Origin of the sequence: Pseudoalteromonas sp. Angola-30, from assembly GCF_028599215.1 — a bacterium.
Classification (GTDB): Bacteria; Pseudomonadota; Gammaproteobacteria; order Enterobacterales; family Alteromonadaceae; genus Pseudoalteromonas; species Pseudoalteromonas atlantica.
The window spans coordinates 30580-54566 of the sequence record NZ_JAQREI010000019.1 but is presented as its reverse complement, the minus strand read 5'-3'; the positions used below and the strand labels follow the sequence as shown (position 1 = coordinate 54566).

The following is a 23987-nucleotide window of genomic DNA, read 5'->3' as shown; positions in this document are numbered from 1 at the left end:
GCTGTACGTTGCGTTACAGCCAGTTACAAAAAACAGGCAATTGCCTGTTTTTTTGTGCTTGTTCATTTATTGTTAACCACGTAGGCTCTTTAATGGTGACAACAAAAATACAATGGATAATGCAATGAAAACACACATTCTTTTATTAAGTAGCGCAATTGCCTTAAGTACCTTAAGTGTTGATGCGCATGCAAACTCAACACCTAACGCTCCTCATATTTATGTTAAAGGTGAAGCAACCGTAACCACTATGCCTGATTACGTACAATTAAGCGTAGGCATTGTAGAAATAGATAAAGACCTAATTGATGCTAAAAACAAGGCCGATAAAACCATGGCCAAAGCGATCAAATTAGTAAAAGAGCTTGGCATTAAAGACGGTAATATTAATGCAGGGCATATTTCTATAAATCGCGAAAGCCAATACAACAGAAGCTCTGGCGAGCAAGAGTTTAAAGGCTTTAGAGTGTCGCGCACGTTAAGCGTTAAACTCTCGCAAATCGAAAAATACCCTCAGCTGTTACAAAACCTGGTAAATAACGGCATTAACCAAATAAACCAAACTCAATTTTTAGCGAGTAACTATGAAGAGCTGCACAAACAGGCGCAAAAACTGGCCATTCAAGATGCCCGTAAAGCCGCCAAAGAATTAAGTGCCGATTACGGCGTTGAGCTTAAAGGGTTATATACGGCGTCGCTAAGCCCAATGAACGTACCTGCTCAGCCTTATGCTCGCTCAGAAAAAACCATGATGGTGGCAGATAGCGCACCCGGTAACTTTGTTCCTGATGCGTATCATGCTGGAGAAATTAAAGTAACAGCGTCTAGCTATGCGGTTTACTTTATTGACTAGTATGTTGGCAGGTAAAACGAGCCACTAGTTTATCCCCTTGTGGCTTGCTAATGCGGGCAATCGCGTTAAGCATGTTGGTAATTTCTTGTCTGTCGTATTCGTTACTTACATGCTCGTTTATGTCATCTACAATGGCATTTAAGTAATTAAATAGGCTGTTTCGGGCTGCATCATTGCCATGCGCCACAAACAATATATTTTTAAATGCCTCTAAAACGTTCGTCATTACATACGCATCGCCTTTTGCGTAATTACGCAGTGGGGTAAAGTTATCGTGCAGTAACTCATCAAAACTGGTTTCGTGTATAAAGAGTAACGGGGCGTTGTCGCTGTGTTTAAACGAATAGTTTGTATCGTTAAGCGACAGGCGCTCAATTAATAAAATACTCAGCATATCTATCGATTTAACCGCAGTACCAGGGTCATTAATACCTGGGCTCATTGCTTTAACGGCAATTTCTGAAATTTGCGTTAATCCATAACGGTAATGATCGCTAATGTACTCTTCTATATAAAAAATAAAGCAGTCTAAAATTTTAGCGATAAGTTCTTCGTTGTTAGAAATGTCTTTATCGCATTTTAAAAACGGATAGCCTTTAACGGTAAAGTAACCTTGGTTTACCGAGATATACACCCGAATATTTTCCTCGGCTAATATGGCGCATAACTTATCTGTATGCACCCCTTTGTAATAACCCTCGGTGGTGCTATTAACTGAGTGCCACTGTGTAAAATCAGGAAAGTCAGTGAACGGTTTTTCTGATTGCCTATCGACAATGGCTTTAATTTCGCGTTTAGTTTGGCTAAATAAACCGTTAAGTACATTATCTACTTGAATAGCTTTAGATATTGAATGAATAAAAAATACAAACAAGCCAAGTGATACTAAACCAAACACCAATGACAGCAGCACCCCAAGCGATGGAATAGCGGTATCGCCACCTTCAAGCTTATTAATGTTAATGAGCATAATAATTGAGTAAATTATGCTGCCTAAATAAAAGCCCAATACCATTTGATGTGACTTACGGGTAATAAGCCCAGGTACAACCCGCGGAGATAAACTGGCGCTGGCCGAATTTAAAACCACCATCACCATAGAAAAACTAAACACCGTAAGCGATATAATACTGCCTGCTAGCGTGCTTAAAATGGTGCGGGCATTTTCGGCGCTATCTACCAGCACAACAGATATAAACGCCTTGAGCTGCTCTACAGGTGCTATGTATTCAAGCGACATGGTAATTACAGCAAAAAGTAAAAAACCAACCGAAAGTACAGAAGGGTAAAAGCCAATGCTGTTGATCATTTCACGATAGCGGTCGGCTACTTTGCGAGGGACAAACATAAATTCCTTTCATTGCGTTATAAAATTCAACTAATACACACTGTAGCATAGTTACTAAGTAAACTTATGATTGTGCAAAACTATGTTATTATTGCCAAAAATAAAACTGGACAACACCGTGATAGTTTCTACGTATGCTGCGCTTTTAGCGTTTTATTATATTTACTTAAGTTTTAATGTGATCAAAGTGCGCCGCAGCGAACAAGTGTCGCTTGGCGATAACGGCAACCCTAAATTACAACGTGCTGTGCGTGCCCATGCTAATTTTATGGAATACGTACCCTTTGCGATTATTTTGCTTTTTTTAGCCGAATACCAAGGCCTTGCCAGCCATTATTGTAATATTTTAGGTGGCGCATTATTAATAGGGCGCGTTTTTCACAATTTAGGCATTGTTGAAAACAACCTTAAGTATCGCCAAATTGGTACCATTGCCACCTTTTTAGTGATGGTTATTAGTGCCTTTTTGTTGCTTGTAACACGCAATAGTTAGTAATAGCTGTTATGAGTAAAATATTTATAATAGGGCTTCCGCGTACAGGCACCACCAGTGTATGCCACGCTTTTTTAGAGTTTGGCATTGCCACGGCGCACACTGCGTACACCTCGTATTGTTTTGAAAACGCCACAGCCATAGCCGATACCCCTGTGTTTAATGACTACCGAGCATTAGATAGCCATTACCCCGGCGCTAAATTTATATATTTAGCGCGCGAAAAAACACCCTGGGTTGCCTCAATTAGGCAGTTGCTGCTGCGAATGCATACTAATTTAACGCGCCCAGACGGTGGTTTTAATATTCATATAAAGCGCTGTTACTTAACGACCTTTACTGACTTATCGATTGATAATATTAACCAAGATGATTATTTAACAAAGTGCTACAACACACATTTAGCAAACGCGCGTGAGTATTTTAAGCACCGCAGTAACGACTACTTAGAAATTGATATAGCAAAGCCACAAAGTTTTGCCGAGCTTACTGCGTTTTTGGGCATTAAAAGCGAGCGTACCGACTTTGAAAAAATGAACATAGGCGGCAAAGTGACCGCATGGAACGATATTAAACACCCGTTAAAAATTGACTCAACAGCAAAAGGGCGCATAGATAAGCATTTACCTTATATGTGTTAATTTTGCCCTGCGCTGCAAGATTTTTACTATTAAATACGCTAAAATCCCCGCATTATTTTTTAAGTAGTACAAAAAATGTTTGAATTAAAATACAACACCCCCTTTGAATGGACCGAAGCGGTTTTAGCCGACTTTAATACGTTTTTACAAGACCACGCTGCTGCTGAGAAAAAGGCATCGGGCATGGCTATTTCTATGCTGTCTCATTACCCAGACAAACGTAAACTGGTAAAAGCCATGACCGATTTAGCGCTTGAGGAGTTAATACACTTTAAACAAGTGCTTAAACTGCTTATTGAACGCGATACTAATTTAGGTGATGACAAAAAAGATCCATACATAAAACAAATACGCGCTTTATTTAGACATGGCCGTGATGGATTTTTAATGGATAGATTACTGGTTGGCGGCGTTATTGAAGCCCGCGGCCACGAGCGTTTTTCATTGGTTGCCCAAGCATTACCAGAGGGTAAAGAAAAAGACTTTTATGTGGCGATTGCTAAATCAGAAGAAAAACATAAAAACTTATTTGTAGAGTTAGCGTACGAATACTTTGATAAAGAAGAAGTTGATGTCCGTCTAGAAGAGCTACTAGTCGCTGAAGCTGAAATTTGTAAAAGCATTCCTTTTACTGCCGCACTGCATTAATACTTTTGGCACAAAGCACTGCTTTGTGCCTTCTCTCCTAACTTCATTTGCATTTTGCAAATCAAAATACTAAAGCCGCCTGTGCTTATATCTCCAATCATTTTAATTTATTGAATTTAAAGCTAAATATTTGCTGGCCTTAAACTTGCTCTGTTAATTCAACGCATACTTGAGGACGCGCATATGTTTAAAGCCATTATTTTTGTAATACTTTTTTTACCGTGCTGTGTATACGCCAAGCAAAGCAGTTTAAATTACATAGAAAACGCCAATGGCGATAGAGTAAAAAAAGTATCTCACTTAGTTAAGTGGACTCATACTCGCTTTGTATTTAACCGCGATATAGCACGTGTTGCGCTAGGCCACGAAACCACACTCGATGTAAACGTAGTAAACGGACGCGAGCTGTTAATTTTAGCTAAAAAGTTGGGCCGCACCTCTATGATGGTATGGTATGACGACAACACATCAGAAACATTTTTACTGGGCGTGACCGAAGACTACAGTGTACTTGAAAATGCCCTTAACGATATTCATCCTAACTTAGCGCTCACCATCGCACCTGATAGACACGCGGTAGTTCTACGTGGCGAAGTACCTACGCTTAATTATCGCCATGCAGCCCACGAAGCGGCAAAAAACTATTTATATGCAAGTAGCTCGCAATCGGCGCAACCTGTTATTACCTCTGCGCCTAACCAAGGAATGTTTAATTCTTTAGCGCAGCGCTTACAGGGCATGGGTAATTTAAACAATGGCTTAGCACAAAGCTCAAGTAAAGTTGCGATTATTAACCTTATTAAAGTTACGCAAGCGCCAAAGCCTAAGGAGGCGCGCATAGCGCAGGTGTTAAAATCGATGGGGGCTGACAAAGTAACTGTAAAACGTATTTCGGTTGATGAGTTGTCAAACGATGATAACGATGTGTTTATGCTCAGCGGCACAGTTAAAAATCAAATTGAACTGGTGCGTTTGTTAAATACCATCAATAAATTATTTGAACCAGAGCAAGCAAGCCAAGCACCCACTTCGGCACTAGATCCAAACGGGCTTATCAGTAGTGCAACGCAAAACGAAACAAGCGCTATTGAAGTACTCGCAAATGAGTCTGGCGGGTTATTAAATGGCGATTCAGGCCTGACTTTAAGCAATGTAAATTCAAACGTAGCGCGGGCAACTTTGCTTTCGGTGGCTAAAGGTAAAGTGCTCTCAAGCATTGAAGTAGAAGACTTACCTCAAGTGAGGGTGTCGGTGCAGCTTTATGAAGTTAATCAGCGCCGCTTAAAGCAATGGCGTCCAGATATTAGTGTGCTTTCGAATGGGTATAACAACGAGCAAGGTTTATTTGGCCTAGAAGGCATGAATGCCCGTGAGTCTGGCTCAGCATCAATAGAAAACGCACTGCAATTAATTGGCGGACAATTAACAAATAACTTGCAGTTATCAACCTCGCAATTTGCCATTGATATGTTGTTTTCTTTGCTAGAGCAAGAGGGAATTTCAAGAACGCTTTCGCGACCTACACTTACCGTACTTGCAGGCGAAAGCGCGGTATTTAAAGTAGGCGGCGAAGTGCCAGTACCTACAAGCTACAGCCCATCTGGCGTTACCAGCGGGCAACAAGGTAATAGCGGTTCAGTATTTAGCGGTACTGAGTTTAAATCGTTCGGCGTTGAGCTTAATGTTCGTGCTTTAGTGGATGACAAAGACCGCATAACCCTTGATTTAAATCCGGTTATTTCATTGCCAGACACCACACTCACAGCAGAAATAGCGCAAAGCACCGGCAGTAGTTTAAACAGCAGTGCATTTAATACGCGCAGCATGCAAACTTCTACCCGTTTACAAGACGGGCAACCTTTAATTATTGGTGGCTTAATTAGTACAGATAACAACGCCAGTCACGACTTTGTACCCGATGCAAACGGCGAGAGCCTGTTTGGTAAATTAAGCGAAACAACCAGTAAAAGCGAAAACAACCGTGAGTTGATTATTGTGGTTACCCCTAATTTAGTCCGCGAGCCGGTTAATAATTTACGCGTATGGCAAACAGTTGATTTAGATAGCCAAATGGCCAGTTTTATACAGGAGCAAGGGTTATGAGAATAATATATATCGTTATTTTACTGAGTATATCGGGCTGCGCACATATAGATTATGCGCCCAGTGTAAACCCACATACTGCACTAAGTGAAATTGTTACTAAGTATGCACTAAACAGCAGTGATTTAACTTGTGAAGGGGTAAGCGCGGTTAATTGTTTAGCCTTAGTGCATGAGCTTAATCAGTTAATGCTTGAGCACCCAAACAATAAGGTTATTTTATCTGTATCAGCTTATGCGCTGTATAAAAGCGAACGAGCTAATCAGGCGCAATCGGTAATAAACAAGCTTCTTAATTTACCTAATCCGCCTTTAAATGCGCTATCTTTAGGTATTAACTTGGCTATTGAGCAAGGCAATTTAGCCAAAGCAAAACAAATTGCCCAGTACGCTATTGATGAATTTGGTACTGAGGCTTCACCGTATTTACAAATGGCGTCTATTTATTATGCGCAAGGGCATTATGTTATCGCAGCTAATTATTTAGAGCTTGCCTATAAATTTGGCACGCATAAAAGCCATTATTACTATCACAAAGGGCTAATAGCTGAGGCGACACCTGATAACGCATTGGCGTGTCATTATTATAATGAGGCAATAGGTTTTGATGCGCAGCACAGCCAAGCCACAGCACGCTACGCGAAGCTTTCGGTACTTGGTAATTGTAAAAGTTAAGGCCGCAAGGCCTTTTTATTTTATAAAACTGCGCACTCCTTAGTTAAACCCGCTCATAAAAAGTATAAGCAACGTACCTACCTAAACAATTAAAATATCCTTACTCGTCGTTGTTTAAACCTATCTCGCTTTGTGAATAATCCCAACTAATTGCTCGTCTCTCTTACTTTTAAAAGCTTGCCATAAATGAGTTAACACCTTGCCTTTTAATTAATCTCTGCTTGCGTTTTAACGCACTTTAATAATGATTTGCAAAATGCGAATCATAACAAGGATAAGCAAAGCATATTTTAAAAAATAAAAGTAACTAACTGATTTTTATGTACTTAATAAATGGCACGGTCCTCGCTATATATAAAGTGGGCATAAGCTCTAACACATTTAAGGTGATCATTATGAAAACTATGAAAAGCAACTTAAACGGTAAAAAACAACAAGGCTTTGTACTTACTTCTGAGCTAATTATTCTTTCAACTTCTATGGTGGCAGCGCTGGTAATTGGTTTATCAACCTTACGAGACTCTGTAACCAGCGAGCTTGAAGATGTAGCAGAAGCAATTGGCTCGTTAGATCAAAGCTATGTATTTGATGGCATGATCAACGCCGAAGGCACTGCAGAAATTTCAGGCTCTGGCTTTGTTGATGCAGTAGATGTTTACGCAGGCGATGGTAGCTCGTTTACTTTTGTTGCCTCTGACTTTAGTGAAAGTGCTGCACTTATTAATGCAACCCCAAGTGGCGATGCTGCAACACGTACAGCAGCAGGTGGTTCACAAGGTAATTAAAATTATAACTACCTAAATCACACTGCCACAACCGTGTGGCAGTGAAATTTGTCAGGAGGAAATTATGAAAAGTAAAAATAATAAAGGGGCGACTACCGCTGCACTCACCTTACTTATCACCTCTGGCATGTTGGCCTCAGCGCTTGGCATCAGACAAGTAAATGAACAAGACTTAGTTACTGCTTGGGTGGTAAATAAAAATATGTCGGCGGGGCAAGTAGTGAGTGTGCACGACATTGCCCAAAAAGATGTAAACCCCAGTAACTATGCAAATATGGCGCTAAGTATACAAAATCCCCGCGCCTTTATTGGTAAGCAATTAGCCACTAATAAAATGGGTGAACAACCACTATTTGAAACAGATTTTATGCAGGTTAAAAGCCAAAATTTATCAGAGGCGATCCCCGCAGGCAGAGTGCTTTATACATTAAAATTAACCACTTTAGATATTCCATTATCGCGGGTGCACAAAGGCGACCGCTTAGATATTGTTGCTAAAACAAACCGGCTTGTAAGAACCGTTGCGCGTGATGTGCAGCTTATTGGCATTTCAAAGGGTCCTGGCAGTAAAGCGCAAAAAAATGGCGTGATGGACAGCCTAGCAAAAAAAGAGCCGGCAACCAGCGCAGGTGTGTCATTAGTGTTGGCTGTACTTCCTAAAGATGTGTATTCGTTAGCCGCAATTGATACCCAAGATAAGGTATCGATAATTGTGCACAGCGCTTATGACATTGAACAAGGGCGCTTACAAAATTTCTCCCAATTACAAACTAGCCGAACAATTCAAGTGGTTAAAGGCGTTAAAAACCAAGCTGTTTATGTAGCTAAGTGAGGCGCTATGTTTAATTTATCAAGTAAACCAGAGTCTGTAGAAACCAATTTAAATACGTTTGAATCACTTAAAAAAATTCTCCACGATGCAGTAATTGAAGAATACGAGCAAGACCCAAGTGCTTTACTGAATGATGCGTTGCTCGAAAAAATATCTGCCCTTTGCAGTGATATTGACGAATTTGCACAATCATCATTTAACAGCCATCAACAAGCTCAAGTAGTACAAGCCGTTTACGACGAAATACAAGGTTTAGGGCCAATAGCGCAATTTATGCTGGATGACCAAGTAAGCGATATTCTAATTAACGATACGCAAAATATTTGGATAGATAAGCAAGGTAAATTGCTATGTACAGCCAGTAAGTTTGACGATGAACGTCACTTACGTCGTTTTGTTGATAGATTACTTGATAGTTGCGCTCGACAAGTTAACGCACTGACTCCCATTGTAGATGGCAAACTAAAAGATGGCAGCAGGGTACATATTGTGGTGCCACCGGCATGCACCAGTGCTGCTATTGTTTCGATTAGAAAATTTAACCACAAAAAAATTAACGATGATTTTTTAATCGACAATAAGTTTTTAAGCAAAAACTGCCTCACTTTTTTAAAAACCGCGGTGGCCTTAGGGGTTAATATTTTAGTGTGTGGTAATGCCGGCGCAGGCAAAACTACTTTGTTAAATGTACTGGCTAATTCAATAAATACTAACGAGCGGGTAGTAACTATAGAAGAAAGTGCAGAGCTAAATTTGCACCATAATCATGTGGTGCAATTAGAGGCGCACGACACCAACAACGATGGCAAAGGCGCCGTTACCCTGCGTGATTTAGTAAAAGCGGCACTAAGAATGCGCGCCGATAGAATACTTGTAGGTGAAGTACGCGCAGGTGAAGTAATAGACATGCTGCAAGCCATGAACTGCGGGCACCAAGGCTCAATGACCACCGTACATGCTAATAGTGCAAGCGATGCGGTAACCCGATTATCAACGCTAGTGCAATTACATAACGCGCAGCTAAGCGATACCCACACCAGCGCATTAATCGCATCAAGCATTCAGTTAATTGTGCATGTTTCTCGAAATACAAACGGTGTAAGAACCCTAAAAAGTATTGGCGAAATAAAGCGAGTAGACGCACGTGCGCAATACTCTGCGCTGTATAGCGTAAGTGATACCGAGCAAGTAAATGATAAGGCAATTAGTACCTCAAGCGTGGTGAGCTTTATGCAAAGCCAAGGTGCCAATGCAAACGAAATAAGTGCATTACTGCAACCGGCCAGGGAGCGTAATTATGAATAAACTTGATTACTTACTGGCCATAGCAAGTATTATGTCATTTACTTTAGCACTGAGTGTTTTTATAACACTTAAAGTAAAAACACACGCTACAAATACTAAGCACGAGGTCGATGTACTCGAAGAAAAAGACATTATCACAGTGTCACTGCGGGTACTTGGGATTAACATCAGTAATGCTTTATTTATAAGCGTTGCTTGCTCGCTTGCCACCAGTACTTGGTATGTTGCACAGTACTTTTATCCTCAAGCAACTACGAGTGCATTAATCGTTTCTTTGGTTGTATTTATAACCTGCTTTATTGTGATTATTGATTTAGCGCACTATAAATTAGCCAAGTTTGAGCACTTATTTTTAGAGTACATAGAAACCGTACAATCGTGTTTAAGTACTGGGCTTTCACTTGTTCAGGCTATGCAATTTGCCGACGAACACGCCGATAAATACATTAAACCGCAAAGTCATTTATTACTGCAGCGCTTAAATATGGGCAGTGATATACAAAGCTCGTTTGCCCCTTTAATTAAACGCTACAACTGTGAAACCGTGCGGTTATTTGCACATAGCATAATTACTCATACACAAAGCCAGTGCGATTTAACTGACATGCTTAAAAGTGTATGCAAAATGATGTCGTTAAGAACGCTAGATCGCCAGCAGCTCAAAGCTAAGCTTTCTGGTACTAAATACGCTGCGCTGTTTAGTGGCGTTTTACCCTACGCTTTAGTGCCTTTATTTAATTACACCGATCCAACCTGGTTCGATCCGCTGTTAAATAACCCCAATGGCATGGCCTTTATTACCGTTGCGGTGCTTTGCCAGTTATTTGGCTTTTTATGGCTTCGCCTAAGCTTGAGGGTAACGCTATGATAGACCTATTTTTATTTGTTGGCTTATTGGTGAGTATGGGTGCATTTATCCATATTCAAAAGCAGTCATTAAAGGCTGAGGTTCAGCAACCTATCAGAACCAATATAAATTGGTATCCATTAATTGTTATTTCAAAAAGCCAATTTAGACAGGCAGGGTATCAGTTAAATAAAATTTTATTGAGCATGTACTGCTTTAAAATGGCCGCCACATTTTGTGCTTATACTGCCATAGAGATCACTGGTTATGTATTAAGTACACCGCTTGTAGCCATTATCTGTTTTATTAGCTTTTTTGCGCCTGATATGTGGTTTTTATTTAAAAAAGGCCAGCGTAAAGTGCAAATAAACAATAGCTTAGAGTTTTTTTTAAGTGTGCTGTTAGTGTATATGCGCGCTGGCTTTTCGCTAGAGCGCGCATTTGCTTTAGCGGTTGATCATGGGTTAAGTAAAAAACACCCTTTATATAAAGAGCTTAAACTATTTTTGTTTGAGCTCAGTGCTGGTAAAGACCGCGAAACAGCCTTTAATTCGTTATATGACAGAACAGGGGTTTCGGGTTTAAAAAAATTAGCTAATTTAATGCTTATTGGCTCTAAGCTTGGCACCCCGTTAATACAGGCGGTTGAGTCACAATTAGAAAGCTTTGCGCTTAAAAAAAATATTTTATTAGCTAAAAAAGTAAATAAAAAAGCATTGCATACCACCTTTCCCATTATCTTAATTTGTTTTCCTATGTTTTTAGTACTGGTGTTTTTTCCTGCGGCGTTGCAGGTAATGAATGTACTAAAAATGCTGGTTGAAGTGCTATAGGAGCGCTCTATGAATAAACAATACCAACAGGGCTACATACTCACTATTGAGCTGATTTTAATTATTACCATTTTAATTATTGGCTCTATTGGGGGTGTTATTTTAGTGCGCGATGCACTTATTAAGCGCTATCACACAAAAGTAGATAACCAAATAACAGTGGTTGATGCTAATAACACTCCTTTAGGAATCGCCATTGGGTTTGATGAGCACCAAGCCCCTTTAATTTTTTACACAGACCGCCAAGCAAATGCAACATACCGCGCTTTAATTGGGATACGCGATGACAGGTTCACCTCACGAGAAGCCATTTATTACGATGCGCCTAATTGCCAAGGCAACCCGTGTATAAAAAGTTTAAGTGATGAGTTTTCAGATAGTTTAGGAGTTAGTAACACCGCTAATAGTGGCAATGTAAGTTATATAAATGCGCTACAACAAGGCCCTAATTATGCCATTGGCCAATTAAGTAACTCCGTAATGGGGCAATTACTAAAAAGTACAGCATTAGCGTGCCCCGCAACAGGTGACGAGATTGTATCGCGCTATATGTCTCAAAAGGTAGTTACTGGTAACCCATGCGAAAGCTTTTCAATTGCTAAAAAACAAGCCGATAGTAGTTGCTTGGTTGGTGTAACTGCGCTTGGTAATCCGTTACTAGGCATAGACAGTCAGCAATTATCGCAGTCGTGCAATAGTTGCCAAACAGGGTATGAGCCGCAAGGCGATATTCTTGATTTATATTTGCCACAAGTTGAAGTGTTATTAGGAACCGCGCTTGATGCACTTTCGCTCATAGGTGTAGCAAGCAGTGTAGATGTAGAGCTAGGCAGTATTTGCTGCCCCCAAGGTACGCAACTAGAAGAAGATGAAAATATAGTAGAAACACTGGTATTTACTATTTTAGAAACAACTTTTGAGCTGCTAGGTATCGATTTAATAAATAACGACATAATTATTCAAACGCTGGCCCTTATTGGCATAGAGCCTGGCGTAACTTACTGCGAGGCTTCGCTCAATTTAACCTCGGCAGAGCCGGTGTTAAATGCACAAGGCGAACCTGCTTTAAATAACTTACTTCCGCCATTTAGAGTAAAACTTCCATCACATACAAGTGCTAACAGTACGCGTTGGATTTCTACACCGCCGAAAGGTGAAGGAGTGCGCCCATGAACAGCTCATATGCAAATAATATAAATGAATTTAACAACACACAAGTAGATGAAATAAAACAAGAAATAACCGAAACACTGACCCTAATGAAGCAGTTTTATGATGTTTCTATTGTTAAATTCGTTGATTATAATGCCTTGTATACGCAACAAATTATTAGCTGCGATGACCCATACAAAGCCGACAGTGAATTAAATAGCTTGGCACAAACGTGCACACAAGAAAAACTCTACATAATTGAAGACACCTTATTTGACCCACTAACAAAAGGGCGCTGCCAACAGGTCCGTTTTTACTCTCAATACCCCATTTATAATTTAGATAACAGCTTAATTGGCGTACTGATCATTGCCGATATTTCACCTAAAACACTTATTGGCTCTCAAAAAGAGCAATTTGTATCTTTTGCGCAATTACTGCAAACCCAGCTTAATAAGCATTTTACCCTAACTAAGACAATTAAACCGAGTGAGACAAAATCACTGAATAGATTTGTTCACTTATTTAGCTTAGCGCCGGTGGCCTTTTTAATTGCGCTGGTTATTTGCTCGTTCTCGGCTTTGCTTTTATATACGTTAGATAAAAAAGACAAAAAAAGTGCCTATGCCATACAAACTCAGCAGTTAAGGCAAACGCTGTTTGATGCATTAGAGCGTTTTGACAACCAAGCACTTTATATTACTCAAAAAGATAAAATTGTCGCAGGCTTTTTAAAAAGCCAACAAAGTTATACTCAGCAACAATTAAGTGATTTAGTAAAAACGCAGGTATCAAGCAGTTTAACGTATAAAGGTTTTGTTGTATTTGATAATGACTATAAACAACTTGCCATATGGTCTAAAAACAACTTTGATTTAGCAGCTTACGGCTTTACTAATTGGCTAAATGCATTTTCAATGCGAGCAAATAAACAATCAGTAGAGGTATTTACTGTAGCCGATACAGCGTTTTTAATTTCAGAAATAAACATGGGTAATAGCGCTATTTATACACTCACAGCCTTTGATTTAAGTAAGTTTTTAAATGCCATAATAGGTAAGCTAAATACGCAAAATTATAATTTATTTATATCAACCCCTCAGTTTATATTAGGAAGTAGGGGGGAGCTAAATGTTAAAACTATCCCTAACAGCATAAGCGCAGCAAGTAGCCGTTTTCCTGCTACGTGGCGCTTGCATGTGCAACCCATTAAACCGATAACGCCTGCTAATGTATCTAGGTTCGACTTATTTAAACTGGCATTAATTAGCTTAGCTATATTTGCATTTGTTTATTATTTTTTACGTTTACCAAGGCGCTTACATGACGAAATTAAACAAAAAAACACCCTTATACTTAATAGAGAATCGCTGTTTTCAAGCTCGCTTGATGCGCTGCCGCATGGCTTTGCCATTTTTAATAGTAACGAATTTCCGGTAATAACTAACCAGGCATTTAACGAATTGTTTTCTCATGTTATTCAAAACAATAAGCAATTAAGTTACAGCCAAATAATGAGTATATCTCAACAAAATAATATTATTACGCATTATAAAGAGCATAATAAATTAGCTAATGAACATAGCCAATTAATAGATATCGGCTTTAGTGATGGCCGCTGGATCACCGTTGTGCAAAGGCATACCGACTTTGGTGGCTTTGTTTGTTACTTTAGAGATGAAACACAAGCGCATCAAAAAGAGTTATTACTTGCCCAAGTAGTAGAAAAATCTAAGCAAGCTAACCAGCTAAAAGATAAATTTGTAGCACGCTTAGCAATGCAATTAAAAGCACCACTTAGTTCACTGCAATCTATAGTAGAGCTTAATTATAAAAACAGTAAAGGCAATTTTAACAATGAGTTAGAAAATGCATGCACACAGTTAAGTTGTGTTGTGCAGCAATTAGTTAATATAAATAAAACCGATACCGGTAAATTAAAGCTTAAAATGAGCGCTATTAATTTAGCTGACTTACTTAAAAATACGGCCGATATTCTTAATAAAGACTCTGATGATAAAAATATAATCATTAATAACAATATGCCCATAGATAAAGGCATAAGCAGTGATGAAAAACTGATTATGCAATTAATTATTCAGCTTGCTAGTGAGCTTATAGAAAGCACACATCAAGGCAAATTGTCGTTAAATTCTGAGCTGATTAACGAGCAAGGTAAACATTATTTGTCGCTGGGTTTTTCTATAAATAACTTAGCAAATCAGGGGAGTTTTTATAGTCAGTTACAAATGGTATGCAAACAACAGTCTTTTGAAAGCGATATTAATTTTGATGCTACATTAGAGCTGCGGTTTTTTATCTCAATTTTTAAAATGCTCGGCGGTAAAAATATTACTGTGCACGAGCGCGGTAAAACAACATCTATTAATTTATCGTTATTAGTTAACACCGTAGAATTGTTACCCGTAAGTGCAAACAAGCAAGAGTCCATTACTGTAACTACAACGCATACAGAATTTAACAACACCAAATCGTTGTTGTTAGTTGATGATGAACCGCTCGTAGAAATGGTTATTAAAGCCATGCTGAAAGATGAAAACGTAGCAATAGATTATGCAAGCAATGCAATAGAAGCTATGTTGATGGTGTCGCAAAATAATTACGATATTATTTTAATGGATATTGTTATGCCAGAACTCTCGGGCACTGACGCGATGCTTAAAATAAAAAAACATAACGCAGACAAGCAAACCAAAATTATTGCCCACACTTCAGATTCTGACACAAATAGTAATGCTAAGTATGTTGAACTTGGGTTTGACGACATGCTTGAAAAACCAGTAAAGCAGCAAGTATTAATTAATAAAATTAAGCATTTGCTAAGCTAGTCCAAATTAAACAATATAAAACTGTAAAATACACAGGGCCTATTATTTTTAATAGGCCCAAACTGGCAGTAATTATTTCATGTAGCTGCTACTTTATTTCATAATTTTAAAAATGAAGGTTATTTTATAACTCTTTATTTTTTATTGTTTTCGCTTAACTCAAAATAAATCCTACTTACTATTAATAGCCGCAGACCGCATTTTAAAACGCTCTCAGGTTTTTGTAATTATTAAAACATCAAAAAAAATATTTTAAAAACAAGCTGGGATGATAATTGCTCATCACTATACATACAAAGGTTTAGGCTAAATTTTAAATATTGATGAGGATATTAAGTATGAGTAAAACACAAACCATTACCGTTGAAGGCCACAAAATAGCGTATCAAGAAATGGGCGAGGGCACACCTCTACTATTATTACATGGTATTCCGACTAATAAATCGTTATGGCGAAATGTTATGCCAACACTGAGTGAGCAACATCGTGTTATTGCACCTGATTTACTCAATTACGGCGAATCGGATATGCCAAAAAATACCGATGTATCAATTAATGCCCAATGCAAAATAATCAGTCAATTTATGGATGAGCTAGGTATTGCTAAAGCAAACGTTGCCTCTCATGATATAGGTGGCGGAATAGCACAACTCATGGCGGTAAATTATCCAGAAAAAGTAAACAGCTTAATATTAATTGATAGTGTTTGCTTTGATTCTTGGCCAATACCCGAGTTTGAACCTTTGCTTGAGCCTGGTGTAGAGCAAGAAACATCGGTTGATGAGTTTGTTGATACGCTAAATGAATTTATGCCAAAAGGTGTATACGATAAAAGCATAATGACCGATGAGCTGAAAAAACAGTATTTAAAGCAATGGAGTAATGAGCAAGGTAAAGCAGCGTTATTCAATAATATGCGCCGACTTAATAAAGAGTACACACAAGCAATTGCCGGTGAGCTTAAAAGCTTAAAGCATGAAACCCTCATTTTATGGGGTGATGAAGATAACTTTCAAAAACCTAAATATGCACCTCAGTTAGCTCAAACCTTACCAAATGCAACACTAACTTGGATAGAAAAAGCAGGGCACTGGGTTATAGATGAAAAACCAGAACGAGTAACTTCGTTAATGGGTGAATTTTTGGCTGATAAAAAGTTTTAAAATATCTTAATTTAAAAGCCTAGTTAGCCACTTTGGCTAACATGTATATAACACCATGCCGTTTGAGCTGTATTAATTTTTGTATAATTAGTTACTCGAACGGCTTTTTTGTTTTCATCTATTTTTTGTATTAAACCATTTAAGTAAAGTCGCTATTAATTGCTCGATATTCATACATTAAAAGTGTGCGTATACGCTTTAAATTAGGGTGATTACGCATGAGAAACTAAAAATAAGCTAATTTAACATAATGTGTGTAGTTGTATAAAAACCCCTTTAATCGCTAGGTCTACAAGTGACGTTACTACGTTGAATATAAGGCGAGGGTAGCTGTATACTCGCGACTTTTATTAGTAATACCAAAAGCCTAAGACGATATTATTGTATTTATAAACAATTAGTTAGATACATATTGCTGTAATAATGCACTGGTAATTTTTCCCCTCATTTAATTGAGGATAAAACAATGAAGACAATAATAAAGGCATCAATAGTACTTACAGGTTTATGTTTTGCACACAGCGCAAGTGCAGACAACTGTTTACAAGGTTGCCCAACAGGTTTAGATAATGGCAATACAATTGAGCGAAGTATTTATACTTTAAAAAATAATCGTTATACAAAGTTTGCAGATTGGGTGGCTTACCATGTTACGACTAGCACTATGAGTGGACCATCGAGAAGCAGAAGTTGGAAAGCCGATCCTGATCTATACTCACATTACACGTTAGAGCCTAGTGATTACACCGATGCATATGCAACAATAAATACCGATAGAGGCCATCAAGTTCCATTAGCATCTTTTAGCAATACGGCTGATTGGAAACTAACAAACTTACTTTCTAATATTACGCCGCAATCATCCGCATTAAATCAAGGCCCATGGGTTAGGCTTGAATCTGCAGTTCGAAATCACGTAGGAAATGGAAATGATTTATATGTAGTAACAGGTCCATTATACGAATATTATTTTGCAGAGTTACCACAAGCTAACGAAGCCCATACGATTCCAAGTGGCTATTTTAAAATTGTTATGCAGCAAACTGGTAGCACAATTAAAGCATCTGCATTTATTATGGAGCAAACAGCAAATCGCAGTGATAACTTTTGTAATACCGAGGTAAGTATTGATGAAGTTGAATCGCGCTCGGGTATAAATGTAATGCCAAACTTATCGTACAACAGTGCACAAACAATTGAATCATCAGTGTATGGTTTAAGGTCAGAACTAGGTTGTAACTAAGTCATATTATTTTTGAGTAAAGCCTTAGGTTTTGAAGAACTTAAATCTAAGGCTTTAAATTAAACCTGATATGAGGCGAGATAAATCTTGTAGCAATAAGTTAGCTTTAAATAAAATGATAGAAACGAAAATTACAAAATTTGAGCCTGTTTAAAAAAGGTAATTAATTTTTATAAAGGGAATATAGAGGCTGCTATATGGAATTTGTAATTGCTTGGTTTTATAAGATTGAAAGGCTACATAAATAGTTGCGAAAATATCAGTGTAAAAAGTAGTCCGTAAGTTGTTGTTAAAAGTTACTGTGCATAACAATTTAAACGGTTAACTGAAAGACCAACTTTAAAAGACTATTACAAAACACCAGAAATAGGGGTTTATACCTAAATAATAGACGCATAGTTACTATGATTATGTATTAACTCAGCCTATTTAACATAATATAAATTATAGGAAGTTATGTATATTATAATAAGGAGTGTGTATTACACTCTTGCTATGTCCAATACTAGACGGTATCGGACATTAAGGTTGTTTTTACCAAGCTTTATCAAGCCTTACTTTGCTATGTGTTTTTAGTTTATTCCTGGTCATTATGCTTTTATTATCCATTACACTTAAACTTTACTAGCTATATTAGTTACAAAGAACTTTAAGCATTGGCTACTTTAAAATTTTAACCACATCAGTTTTTGCTTTGCTATTTTCATCAACGTTCTTTCATTGCGGCGCTCTTTTATTAAAGCGCTATTTAAAACGTTTTCTAAAAAGCCTAAATTTATTGGTATTTTAAATGAGCCTGTTAATTTTCCTGTTTGAAAAATAAAAGGCTCATTCTGTCAGTTATTATCCGTAGACTTTAAAAAACTACCTAAAACAACCTTAGCTAATCCATACTTAAAATACGTTCTGCTGTGTATTCGTTAGTAATTAAACCGCTGATCATATTCGATCTAACTGCACCAAGTATCGCAAGTACTTTATCTTCACCGGCGGCTATAGCGTAAATTTGTTTATTACCTTCAATTTTTAATGGCGTACTGGCAACGCGTTGGTTTACAGTGCAGTCAATTAATTGGCCGCGTTTATCGTAAACCCAGCTGATCATTTCGCCCACAGCCCCTAAATTTTGTAGCTCTTTTAGCTCTTGCTCATCAACAAAGCCATCAATATGCAATGGCGATTTTTCACCTAGGCTACCTACACCCACAAACGTTACGTCGGCTTGAGTGGCCAATTTTAAGTTACTGGTAATATTATGTTGTGAATGCAATTGCTGTTTTTCTTCAACACTTCTTGGTAATACAGGAAGCGGCATTGGGTAATGCTTTGCATTTATATGCTCGGCCATTCTAACAACTACATCATAAGGTGAAGCCGACCCATCAAGTGCCATGTTACCTAGCATCGCCACTACTTTGTGTTGGCTACAATCTAACGTTGGCAGTTCATCAACGCATGCACGTAATACGCGCCCAGTACCCATAGCTAAAATTTTCGGTGTTTCTGATTTTAAATGGCGTTGTATTTCAGCAGCACCGGCTTGAGCTAAACCCACTGTTGAGTTTGGATCTGAGCCATCGCTAGGCACTACTTCACAAGAGTCTAAGCCAAAACGGCTTTTAATTTTTTCCGCTAAATCCATACATTTAGCAATAGGATGATCGAGCCTTACTTTAATAAGCCCTTGGCTTACAGATAATGCCACCATACGTTGAGCCGATTGACGGGATACATTGAGCTTTTTGGCAATTTCGTCTTGTGTTTTACCCGCAACATAATAGAGCCACCCTGCTCTAGCTGCATCATCGAGCTTACGTATTTCTGTATTTGATAGCTTTGCCACATAAACCTCTTATTTTGATAAGCCGCTTAGTTTTAGCGATAAATCATTTTATAATATTTGCAAATATATCATTCATTTATAAAATGCCGAAGTGTCACATTAATTTAATAACCAATACTTTAGGTAAATTTGCTATTCCTAAAGTATTGGCTGAAAACGGCGGATTAAACTGTTGGGTTTTTAATCGTTAAACCATTTTTATCAAATCTATGTACCTTGTGCTCAGGCGCACTTAAATAAATTGTATCGCCATATTGTAGTGGGCAATCGCCATCTGCTTTTACCGTAACCGTACTGCCATCGTTAATAGTTACATGTAAAAAGCTTTCAGAACCTAAATGCTCGATTACGCCCACAGTACCTTGCCAAGTTCCTGACTCAGTGGAAATTTCAAAGTGCTCAGGACGTACACCCAAACTGTGCGTTTGTGCATGGCTATCGTTATCTACTTCAATAAAGTTCATTTTTGGTGAACCAATAAAGCCTGCCACAAATTTATTTACCGGGTGCTGATACAGCTCAAGTGGCGTACCAACTTGCTCAATAATCCCCCCATTAAATACCGCAATTCTGTCTGCCATTGTCATCGCTTCAACTTGGTCATGTGTTACATAAATCATTGTTGTAGCTAAGCTTTTGTGTAGCTCAGAAATTTCTAAGCGCATATTTACACGCAGCGATGCATCTAAATTTGAAAGTGGTTCGTCAAACAAAAAAGCCGACGGTTGCCTAACAATTGCACGCCCTATTGCAACACGTTGGCGTTGCCCGCCCGATAATTGCCCTGGTTTACGGTCTAAGTAATCAGTTAAATTAAGTATTTTAGCGGCATTTGCTATTTTACTTTCAATTTCAGCAGGGCTTACTTTTACACGTTTTAGTGGAAACGCAATATTATTGCGTACACTCATGTGCGGGTACAGAGCGTACGACTGAAAGACCATAGCTAATCCACGTTTTGCCGGTGGCGTCTGTGTTGCATCTTGGCCATCAATCTCAATTGTGCCGCTGGTTGTGTCTTCCAATCCGGCAATCATACGTAGTAATGTTGATTTACCACAGCCCGATGGCCCTACAAATACAATAAATTCACCGTCTTTTATCTCTAAATCAAGCGGTTTAATTACGTTAACTTCATCAAAACTTTTAGTTACTTTTTTTAGTGTGATGCTGCCCATGTGTGTTCTCCTACTTTACTGCGCCAAAGCTTAAGCCGCGCACTAATTGTTTTTGACTAAACCAACCAAGAATTAATATTGGCACAATGGCCATGGCAGATGCTGCCGACAACTTGGCGTAAAATAACCCTTCTGGGCTTGAGTAACTGGCAATAAATGCCGTTAGTGGTGCGGCATTCGCAGCGGTTAAAATGAGTGTCCAAAATGCTTCGTTCCATGCCAAAATTACGTTTAACAGTAATGTTGAGGCTATGCCGGGTAATGCGATTGGCAGTAATACATGAAATATTTCCTCGCCAATAGTTGCACCATCCATTCGTGACGCCTCTAAAATTTCACCCGGAATTTCTCTAAAGTAGGTGTATAACATCCATACCATAATCGGTAAGTTTATTAAGGTCATAACAATAACTAAGCCCAGTTTTGTATCTAATAAAGCAAAGTCTCTAAAGAGTAAATAAATAGGAATTAACACCCCTACCGGCGGGAGCATTTTTGTAGAAAGCATCCACATAAGTAGGTTTTTAGTTTTTTTCGTTTGCACAAACGCCATTGACCACGCGGCTGGTACGGCTATTAATAAGCCCAATAAACTTGAGCCGAGTGATATAACCACCGAGTTCCAAAAGTGATCAAAATACGGCGAGCGGGCTAACACATCTTGATAGTTTTCCAGTGTCCAATCAAAAGCAAATAACGCTGGTGTGGCTGATATTGCTTCTGCTTCAGTTTTAAAACTGGTGATTATTGTCCATAAAATTGGGAAAAATATCATCCCACTGATGGTCCATGCTGCCAGGGTATAAATTAGTTTTGATTTTTTATTTGCTGCACTAGCCATGATTAACCCTCTAAGTTTTTACCAATAAGGCGCATTAAAAATATGGCTACAATATTGGCAATAATTACTGCAACTATGCCCCCTGCTGAGCCCCCGCCTACATCAAATTGTAATAACGATTGGGTGTAAATTAAGTAAGTAATATTGGTTGATGCATACCCAGGCCCGCCACTGGTTGTCACTAAAATTTCTGCAAAAATAGACAGTAAAAATATAGTTTCAATTAAAATAACAGCTGTAACGGCGCGTGATAAATGCGGCAGCACGATGTAAAAAAACTTACTAAAAGGTCCTGCACCATCTAAATCGGCAGCTTCGAGTTGTTCGCGGTCAAGGGATTGAATTGCTGTGAGTAATATCAACGCAGCAAACGGTAACCACTGCCAAGAAACAATAATAATGATTGAAAACAAAGGCATTTGCGCAAAAAAGTCGATAGGTTCAAACCCGAGCCAAATTGCAAAGTGTGCAAATAATCCGTTTACAGGGTTCATAAACATGTTTTTCCACACCAAAGCCGATACGGTTGGCATAACAAAAAATGGGGCGAGAACCATAATACGAACATAGTTTCGCCCCCATATTGCTTGGTCGAGGAGAACAGCTAAACCGATACCACCACAAATTGTGATAGCTAATACACCCGTTACTAAATAAAGGGTATTAAAAAAGGATTCAACAAATGCGGGATCTGTTAAAAAAAACTCGTAGTTTAAAAAGCCTACAAATTCACGTTCACCAGGAATAAGTAAGTTGTAATCTACAAACGAGAAATAGAGTGTCATGCACAGCGGCACTATCATCCATCCAAGTAATAAAATTACACTAGGAAATAGCATTATGCGTGCAAGCGTACGAGACTGTGTAGTTGCCATATCAGTGACCTTCAAAAAGTCAGCATTAACCTTAGCAACAACGACAAGCGGCTACTAGATAACATGCTAATGCTGACGAAAAATACGAGGTAAGCGTTAAACTTACCCGCCTACTTATTTATTTTGGGTAGCGTGCTTTACGCATTGTGCGCTCAACTAGGCGTTGTGATGTGTTAAGCGCTTGCTCAACAGTCATTTGCCCAGTAAGTGCAGCGGAAAACTGCTGCCCAACAGCAGTGCCAATTCCTTGAAATTCAGGGATAGCAACAAACTGAATGCCAACATAAGGCACGGGTTTAACAGTAGGGTTTTTCGGGTCGGCCGAATTAATAGAATCAAGCGTTATTTGTGCAAACGGTGCTGCATTCATGTATTGCTCGTTTTCATAAAGTGATGCGCGAGTACCCGGCGGTACTTTTGCCCAGCCTTTGTTATCGGCAACTAATTGGCTGTACTCTTTTGATGTAGCCCAGCTAATAAATTTCATTGCAGCATCAGATTTTTTACTGCTAGAAGGAATTGCAAGTGTCCATGACCATAGCCAGTTACCACGTTTACCTAGGCCAATATCTGGTGCAAGTGCAAAGCCTACTTTATCAGCGACTTCAGAATCTTTTTTATTGGTTACAAATGCGCCAGCAACTGTTGCATCAATCCAGATACCACATTTACCCGTTTGAAATAACGCTAGGTTTTCGTTAAACCCATTTGCTGACGACCCCGCAGGTCCAGACTCTTTCATAACATCTACATAGTACTGGAGTGTGGCTTTCCACTCAGGGGTATTAAATTGTGGTTTCCAATTTTCATCAAACCAGCGAGCGCCAAACGAATTTGCCATTGAAGTAATTAAAGCAACATTTTCGCCCCAACCTGCTTTACCACGTAAGCAAAGGCCATAAACACCTTCATCTTTATTGGTCATCGCTTTTGCAGATTTTTGAATAAAGCTCCACGTAGGCGCGTTTGGCATTTCTAGGCCGGCTTTTTCCATTAGGTCTGTACGGTACATAACCATAGAGCTTTCGCCATAAAATGGGGCCGCGTATAATTTGTTATCTATGGTTAAACCACTGCGAATAGCCGGTAGTAAGTCATCAACGTCGTAATTTTCACCTAGGTTATCAAGCTCAGTTAGCCAGTTTTGTTTACCCCAAATTGGCACTTCATATGTGCCAATTGTCATTACATCGTATTGGCCGCCTTTTGTGGCAACATCGGTTGTTACACGTTGACGTAAAATATTTTCTTCTAGTGTTACCCATTTTAATGAAATATCTGGGTTTTGTTCTTCAAAATGATTGCTTAGCTCTTTCATGGTGATCATGTCACCATTATTAACAGTGGCAATGGTTATGGTTTCTTTAGCGGCTACGTTAATAGCCATAACTGAACACGCGAGCATTAATAATTTAGTTTTCATCGGGTTAACCCTCATAAATATGTTAAATGACGCTTAAAAAATAACTGTAAAGCGCCTT

The 23987-nt window shown here is 38.7% G+C and carries 21 protein-coding genes; 15 read left to right on the top strand and 6 right to left on the bottom strand.

The window, feature by feature from the left end; all coding sequences use genetic code 11:
* Positions 1–124: 124 nt before the first annotated feature.
* Positions 125–853 carry an SIMPL domain-containing protein gene (locus tag PSH54_RS17900; RefSeq protein WP_004586601.1) on the top strand — a complete coding sequence of 243 codons (729 nt, stop codon included), beginning with the start codon at positions 125–127 and terminating at the stop codon, positions 851–853.
* Here PSH54_RS17900 and PSH54_RS17895 read toward each other — a convergent pair.
* Entirely contained in the window at positions 843–2201 is a 1359-nt protein-coding gene (locus tag PSH54_RS17895) for a DUF2254 domain-containing protein (protein WP_004586600.1), read from the bottom strand. The genes PSH54_RS17900 and PSH54_RS17895 overlap by 11 nt on opposite strands.
* 118 nt (positions 2202–2319) lie before the next feature.
* Here PSH54_RS17895 and PSH54_RS17890 point away from each other — a divergent pair, with 118 nt between their 5' ends.
* From PSH54_RS17890 to PSH54_RS17825, 14 genes are all read left to right on the top strand, one after another.
* Entirely contained in the window at positions 2320–2694 is a 375-nt protein-coding gene (locus tag PSH54_RS17890; RefSeq protein ID WP_054982679.1) for an MAPEG family protein, read from the top strand.
* An 11-nt stretch (positions 2695–2705) separates the two neighbouring features.
* A complete protein-coding gene (locus PSH54_RS17885; protein ID WP_273606748.1) occupies positions 2706–3335 on the top strand; it encodes a sulfotransferase in 630 nt (209 codons plus the stop codon).
* 75 nt (positions 3336–3410) lie between these two features.
* On the top strand, positions 3411–3983 hold the full coding sequence (locus PSH54_RS17880; RefSeq protein WP_055014789.1) for a tRNA-(ms[2]io[6]A)-hydroxylase: 573 nt from the start codon (positions 3411–3413) through the stop codon (positions 3981–3983).
* 183 nt (positions 3984–4166) lie between these two features.
* A complete protein-coding gene (locus PSH54_RS17875; protein ID WP_273606747.1) occupies positions 4167–6086 on the top strand; it encodes a pilus assembly protein N-terminal domain-containing protein in 1920 nt (639 codons plus the stop codon).
* Positions 6083–6760 carry a tetratricopeptide repeat protein gene (locus PSH54_RS17870; RefSeq protein ID WP_273606746.1) on the top strand — a complete coding sequence of 226 codons (678 nt, stop codon included), beginning with the start codon at positions 6083–6085 and terminating at the stop codon, positions 6758–6760. Before PSH54_RS17875 ends, PSH54_RS17870 begins: the two co-directional genes overlap by 4 nt.
* Before the next feature lie 395 nt (positions 6761–7155).
* On the top strand, positions 7156–7545 hold the full coding sequence (locus PSH54_RS17865) for a hypothetical protein (RefSeq protein ID WP_248461479.1): 390 nt from the start codon (positions 7156–7158) through the stop codon (positions 7543–7545).
* Positions 7546–7609: 64 nt separating this feature from the next.
* Entirely contained in the window at positions 7610–8377 is a 768-nt protein-coding gene (locus tag PSH54_RS17860) for a hypothetical protein (protein WP_054982510.1), read from the top strand.
* 6 nt (positions 8378–8383) lie between these two features.
* A complete protein-coding gene (locus tag PSH54_RS17855) occupies positions 8384–9682 on the top strand; it encodes a CpaF family protein (protein ID WP_273606745.1) in 1299 nt (432 codons plus the stop codon).
* On the top strand, positions 9675–10550 hold the full coding sequence (locus tag PSH54_RS17850) for a type II secretion system F family protein (protein ID WP_264389527.1): 876 nt from the start codon (positions 9675–9677) through the stop codon (positions 10548–10550). The genes PSH54_RS17855 and PSH54_RS17850 overlap by 8 nt, the downstream gene beginning before the upstream one ends.
* On the top strand, positions 10547–11362 hold the full coding sequence (locus PSH54_RS17845; RefSeq protein WP_273606744.1) for a type II secretion system F family protein: 816 nt from the start codon (positions 10547–10549) through the stop codon (positions 11360–11362). Before PSH54_RS17850 ends, PSH54_RS17845 begins: the two co-directional genes overlap by 4 nt.
* Positions 11363–11371: 9 nt before the next feature.
* Positions 11372–12535 (top strand): hypothetical protein, encoded by a 1164-nt coding sequence (locus PSH54_RS17840; RefSeq protein WP_273606743.1) that lies wholly within the window; start codon positions 11372–11374, stop codon positions 12533–12535.
* Complete coding sequence (locus tag PSH54_RS17835) at positions 12532–15363, top strand: response regulator (protein WP_273606742.1); 2832 nt, start codon at positions 12532–12534, stop codon at positions 15361–15363. The genes PSH54_RS17840 and PSH54_RS17835 overlap by 4 nt, the downstream gene beginning before the upstream one ends.
* Before the next feature lie 338 nt (positions 15364–15701).
* A complete protein-coding gene (locus PSH54_RS17830) occupies positions 15702–16526 on the top strand; it encodes an alpha/beta fold hydrolase (protein ID WP_273606741.1) in 825 nt (274 codons plus the stop codon).
* Positions 16527–16992: 466 nt separating this feature from the next.
* Positions 16993–17769 carry a DNA/RNA non-specific endonuclease gene (locus PSH54_RS17825; RefSeq protein ID WP_248530882.1) on the top strand — a complete coding sequence of 259 codons (777 nt, stop codon included), beginning with the start codon at positions 16993–16995 and terminating at the stop codon, positions 17767–17769.
* An 883-nt stretch (positions 17770–18652) separates the two neighbouring features.
* Here PSH54_RS17825 and PSH54_RS17820 read toward each other — a convergent pair.
* The 5 genes from PSH54_RS17820 to PSH54_RS17800 all read right to left on the bottom strand — a co-directional run bounded on the left by PSH54_RS17820 (position 18653) and on the right by PSH54_RS17800 (position 23929).
* A complete protein-coding gene (locus tag PSH54_RS17820; RefSeq protein WP_004586535.1) occupies positions 18653–19612 on the bottom strand; it encodes a sugar-binding transcriptional regulator in 960 nt (319 codons plus the stop codon).
* 164 nt (positions 19613–19776) lie between these two features.
* Positions 19777–20790 carry an ABC transporter ATP-binding protein gene (locus PSH54_RS17815; RefSeq protein WP_273606740.1) on the bottom strand — a complete coding sequence of 338 codons (1014 nt, stop codon included), beginning with the start codon at positions 20788–20790 and terminating at the stop codon, positions 19777–19779.
* A 10-nt stretch (positions 20791–20800) separates the two neighbouring features.
* The gene (locus PSH54_RS17810; protein WP_273606739.1) at positions 20801–21631 is read right to left on the bottom strand and encodes a carbohydrate ABC transporter permease; all 831 of its coding nucleotides are present in this window, start codon (positions 21629–21631) and stop codon (positions 20801–20803) included.
* 2 nt (positions 21632–21633) lie between these two features.
* Positions 21634–22506 (bottom strand): carbohydrate ABC transporter permease, encoded by an 873-nt coding sequence (locus tag PSH54_RS17805; RefSeq protein WP_024033631.1) that lies wholly within the window; start codon positions 22504–22506, stop codon positions 21634–21636.
* Positions 22507–22624: 118 nt separating this feature from the next.
* Positions 22625–23929, bottom strand: a complete 1305-nt coding sequence (locus PSH54_RS17800) for an ABC transporter substrate-binding protein (RefSeq protein ID WP_273606738.1) — start codon at positions 23927–23929, stop codon at positions 22625–22627.
* Between the last annotated feature and the right edge of the window lie 58 nt (positions 23930–23987).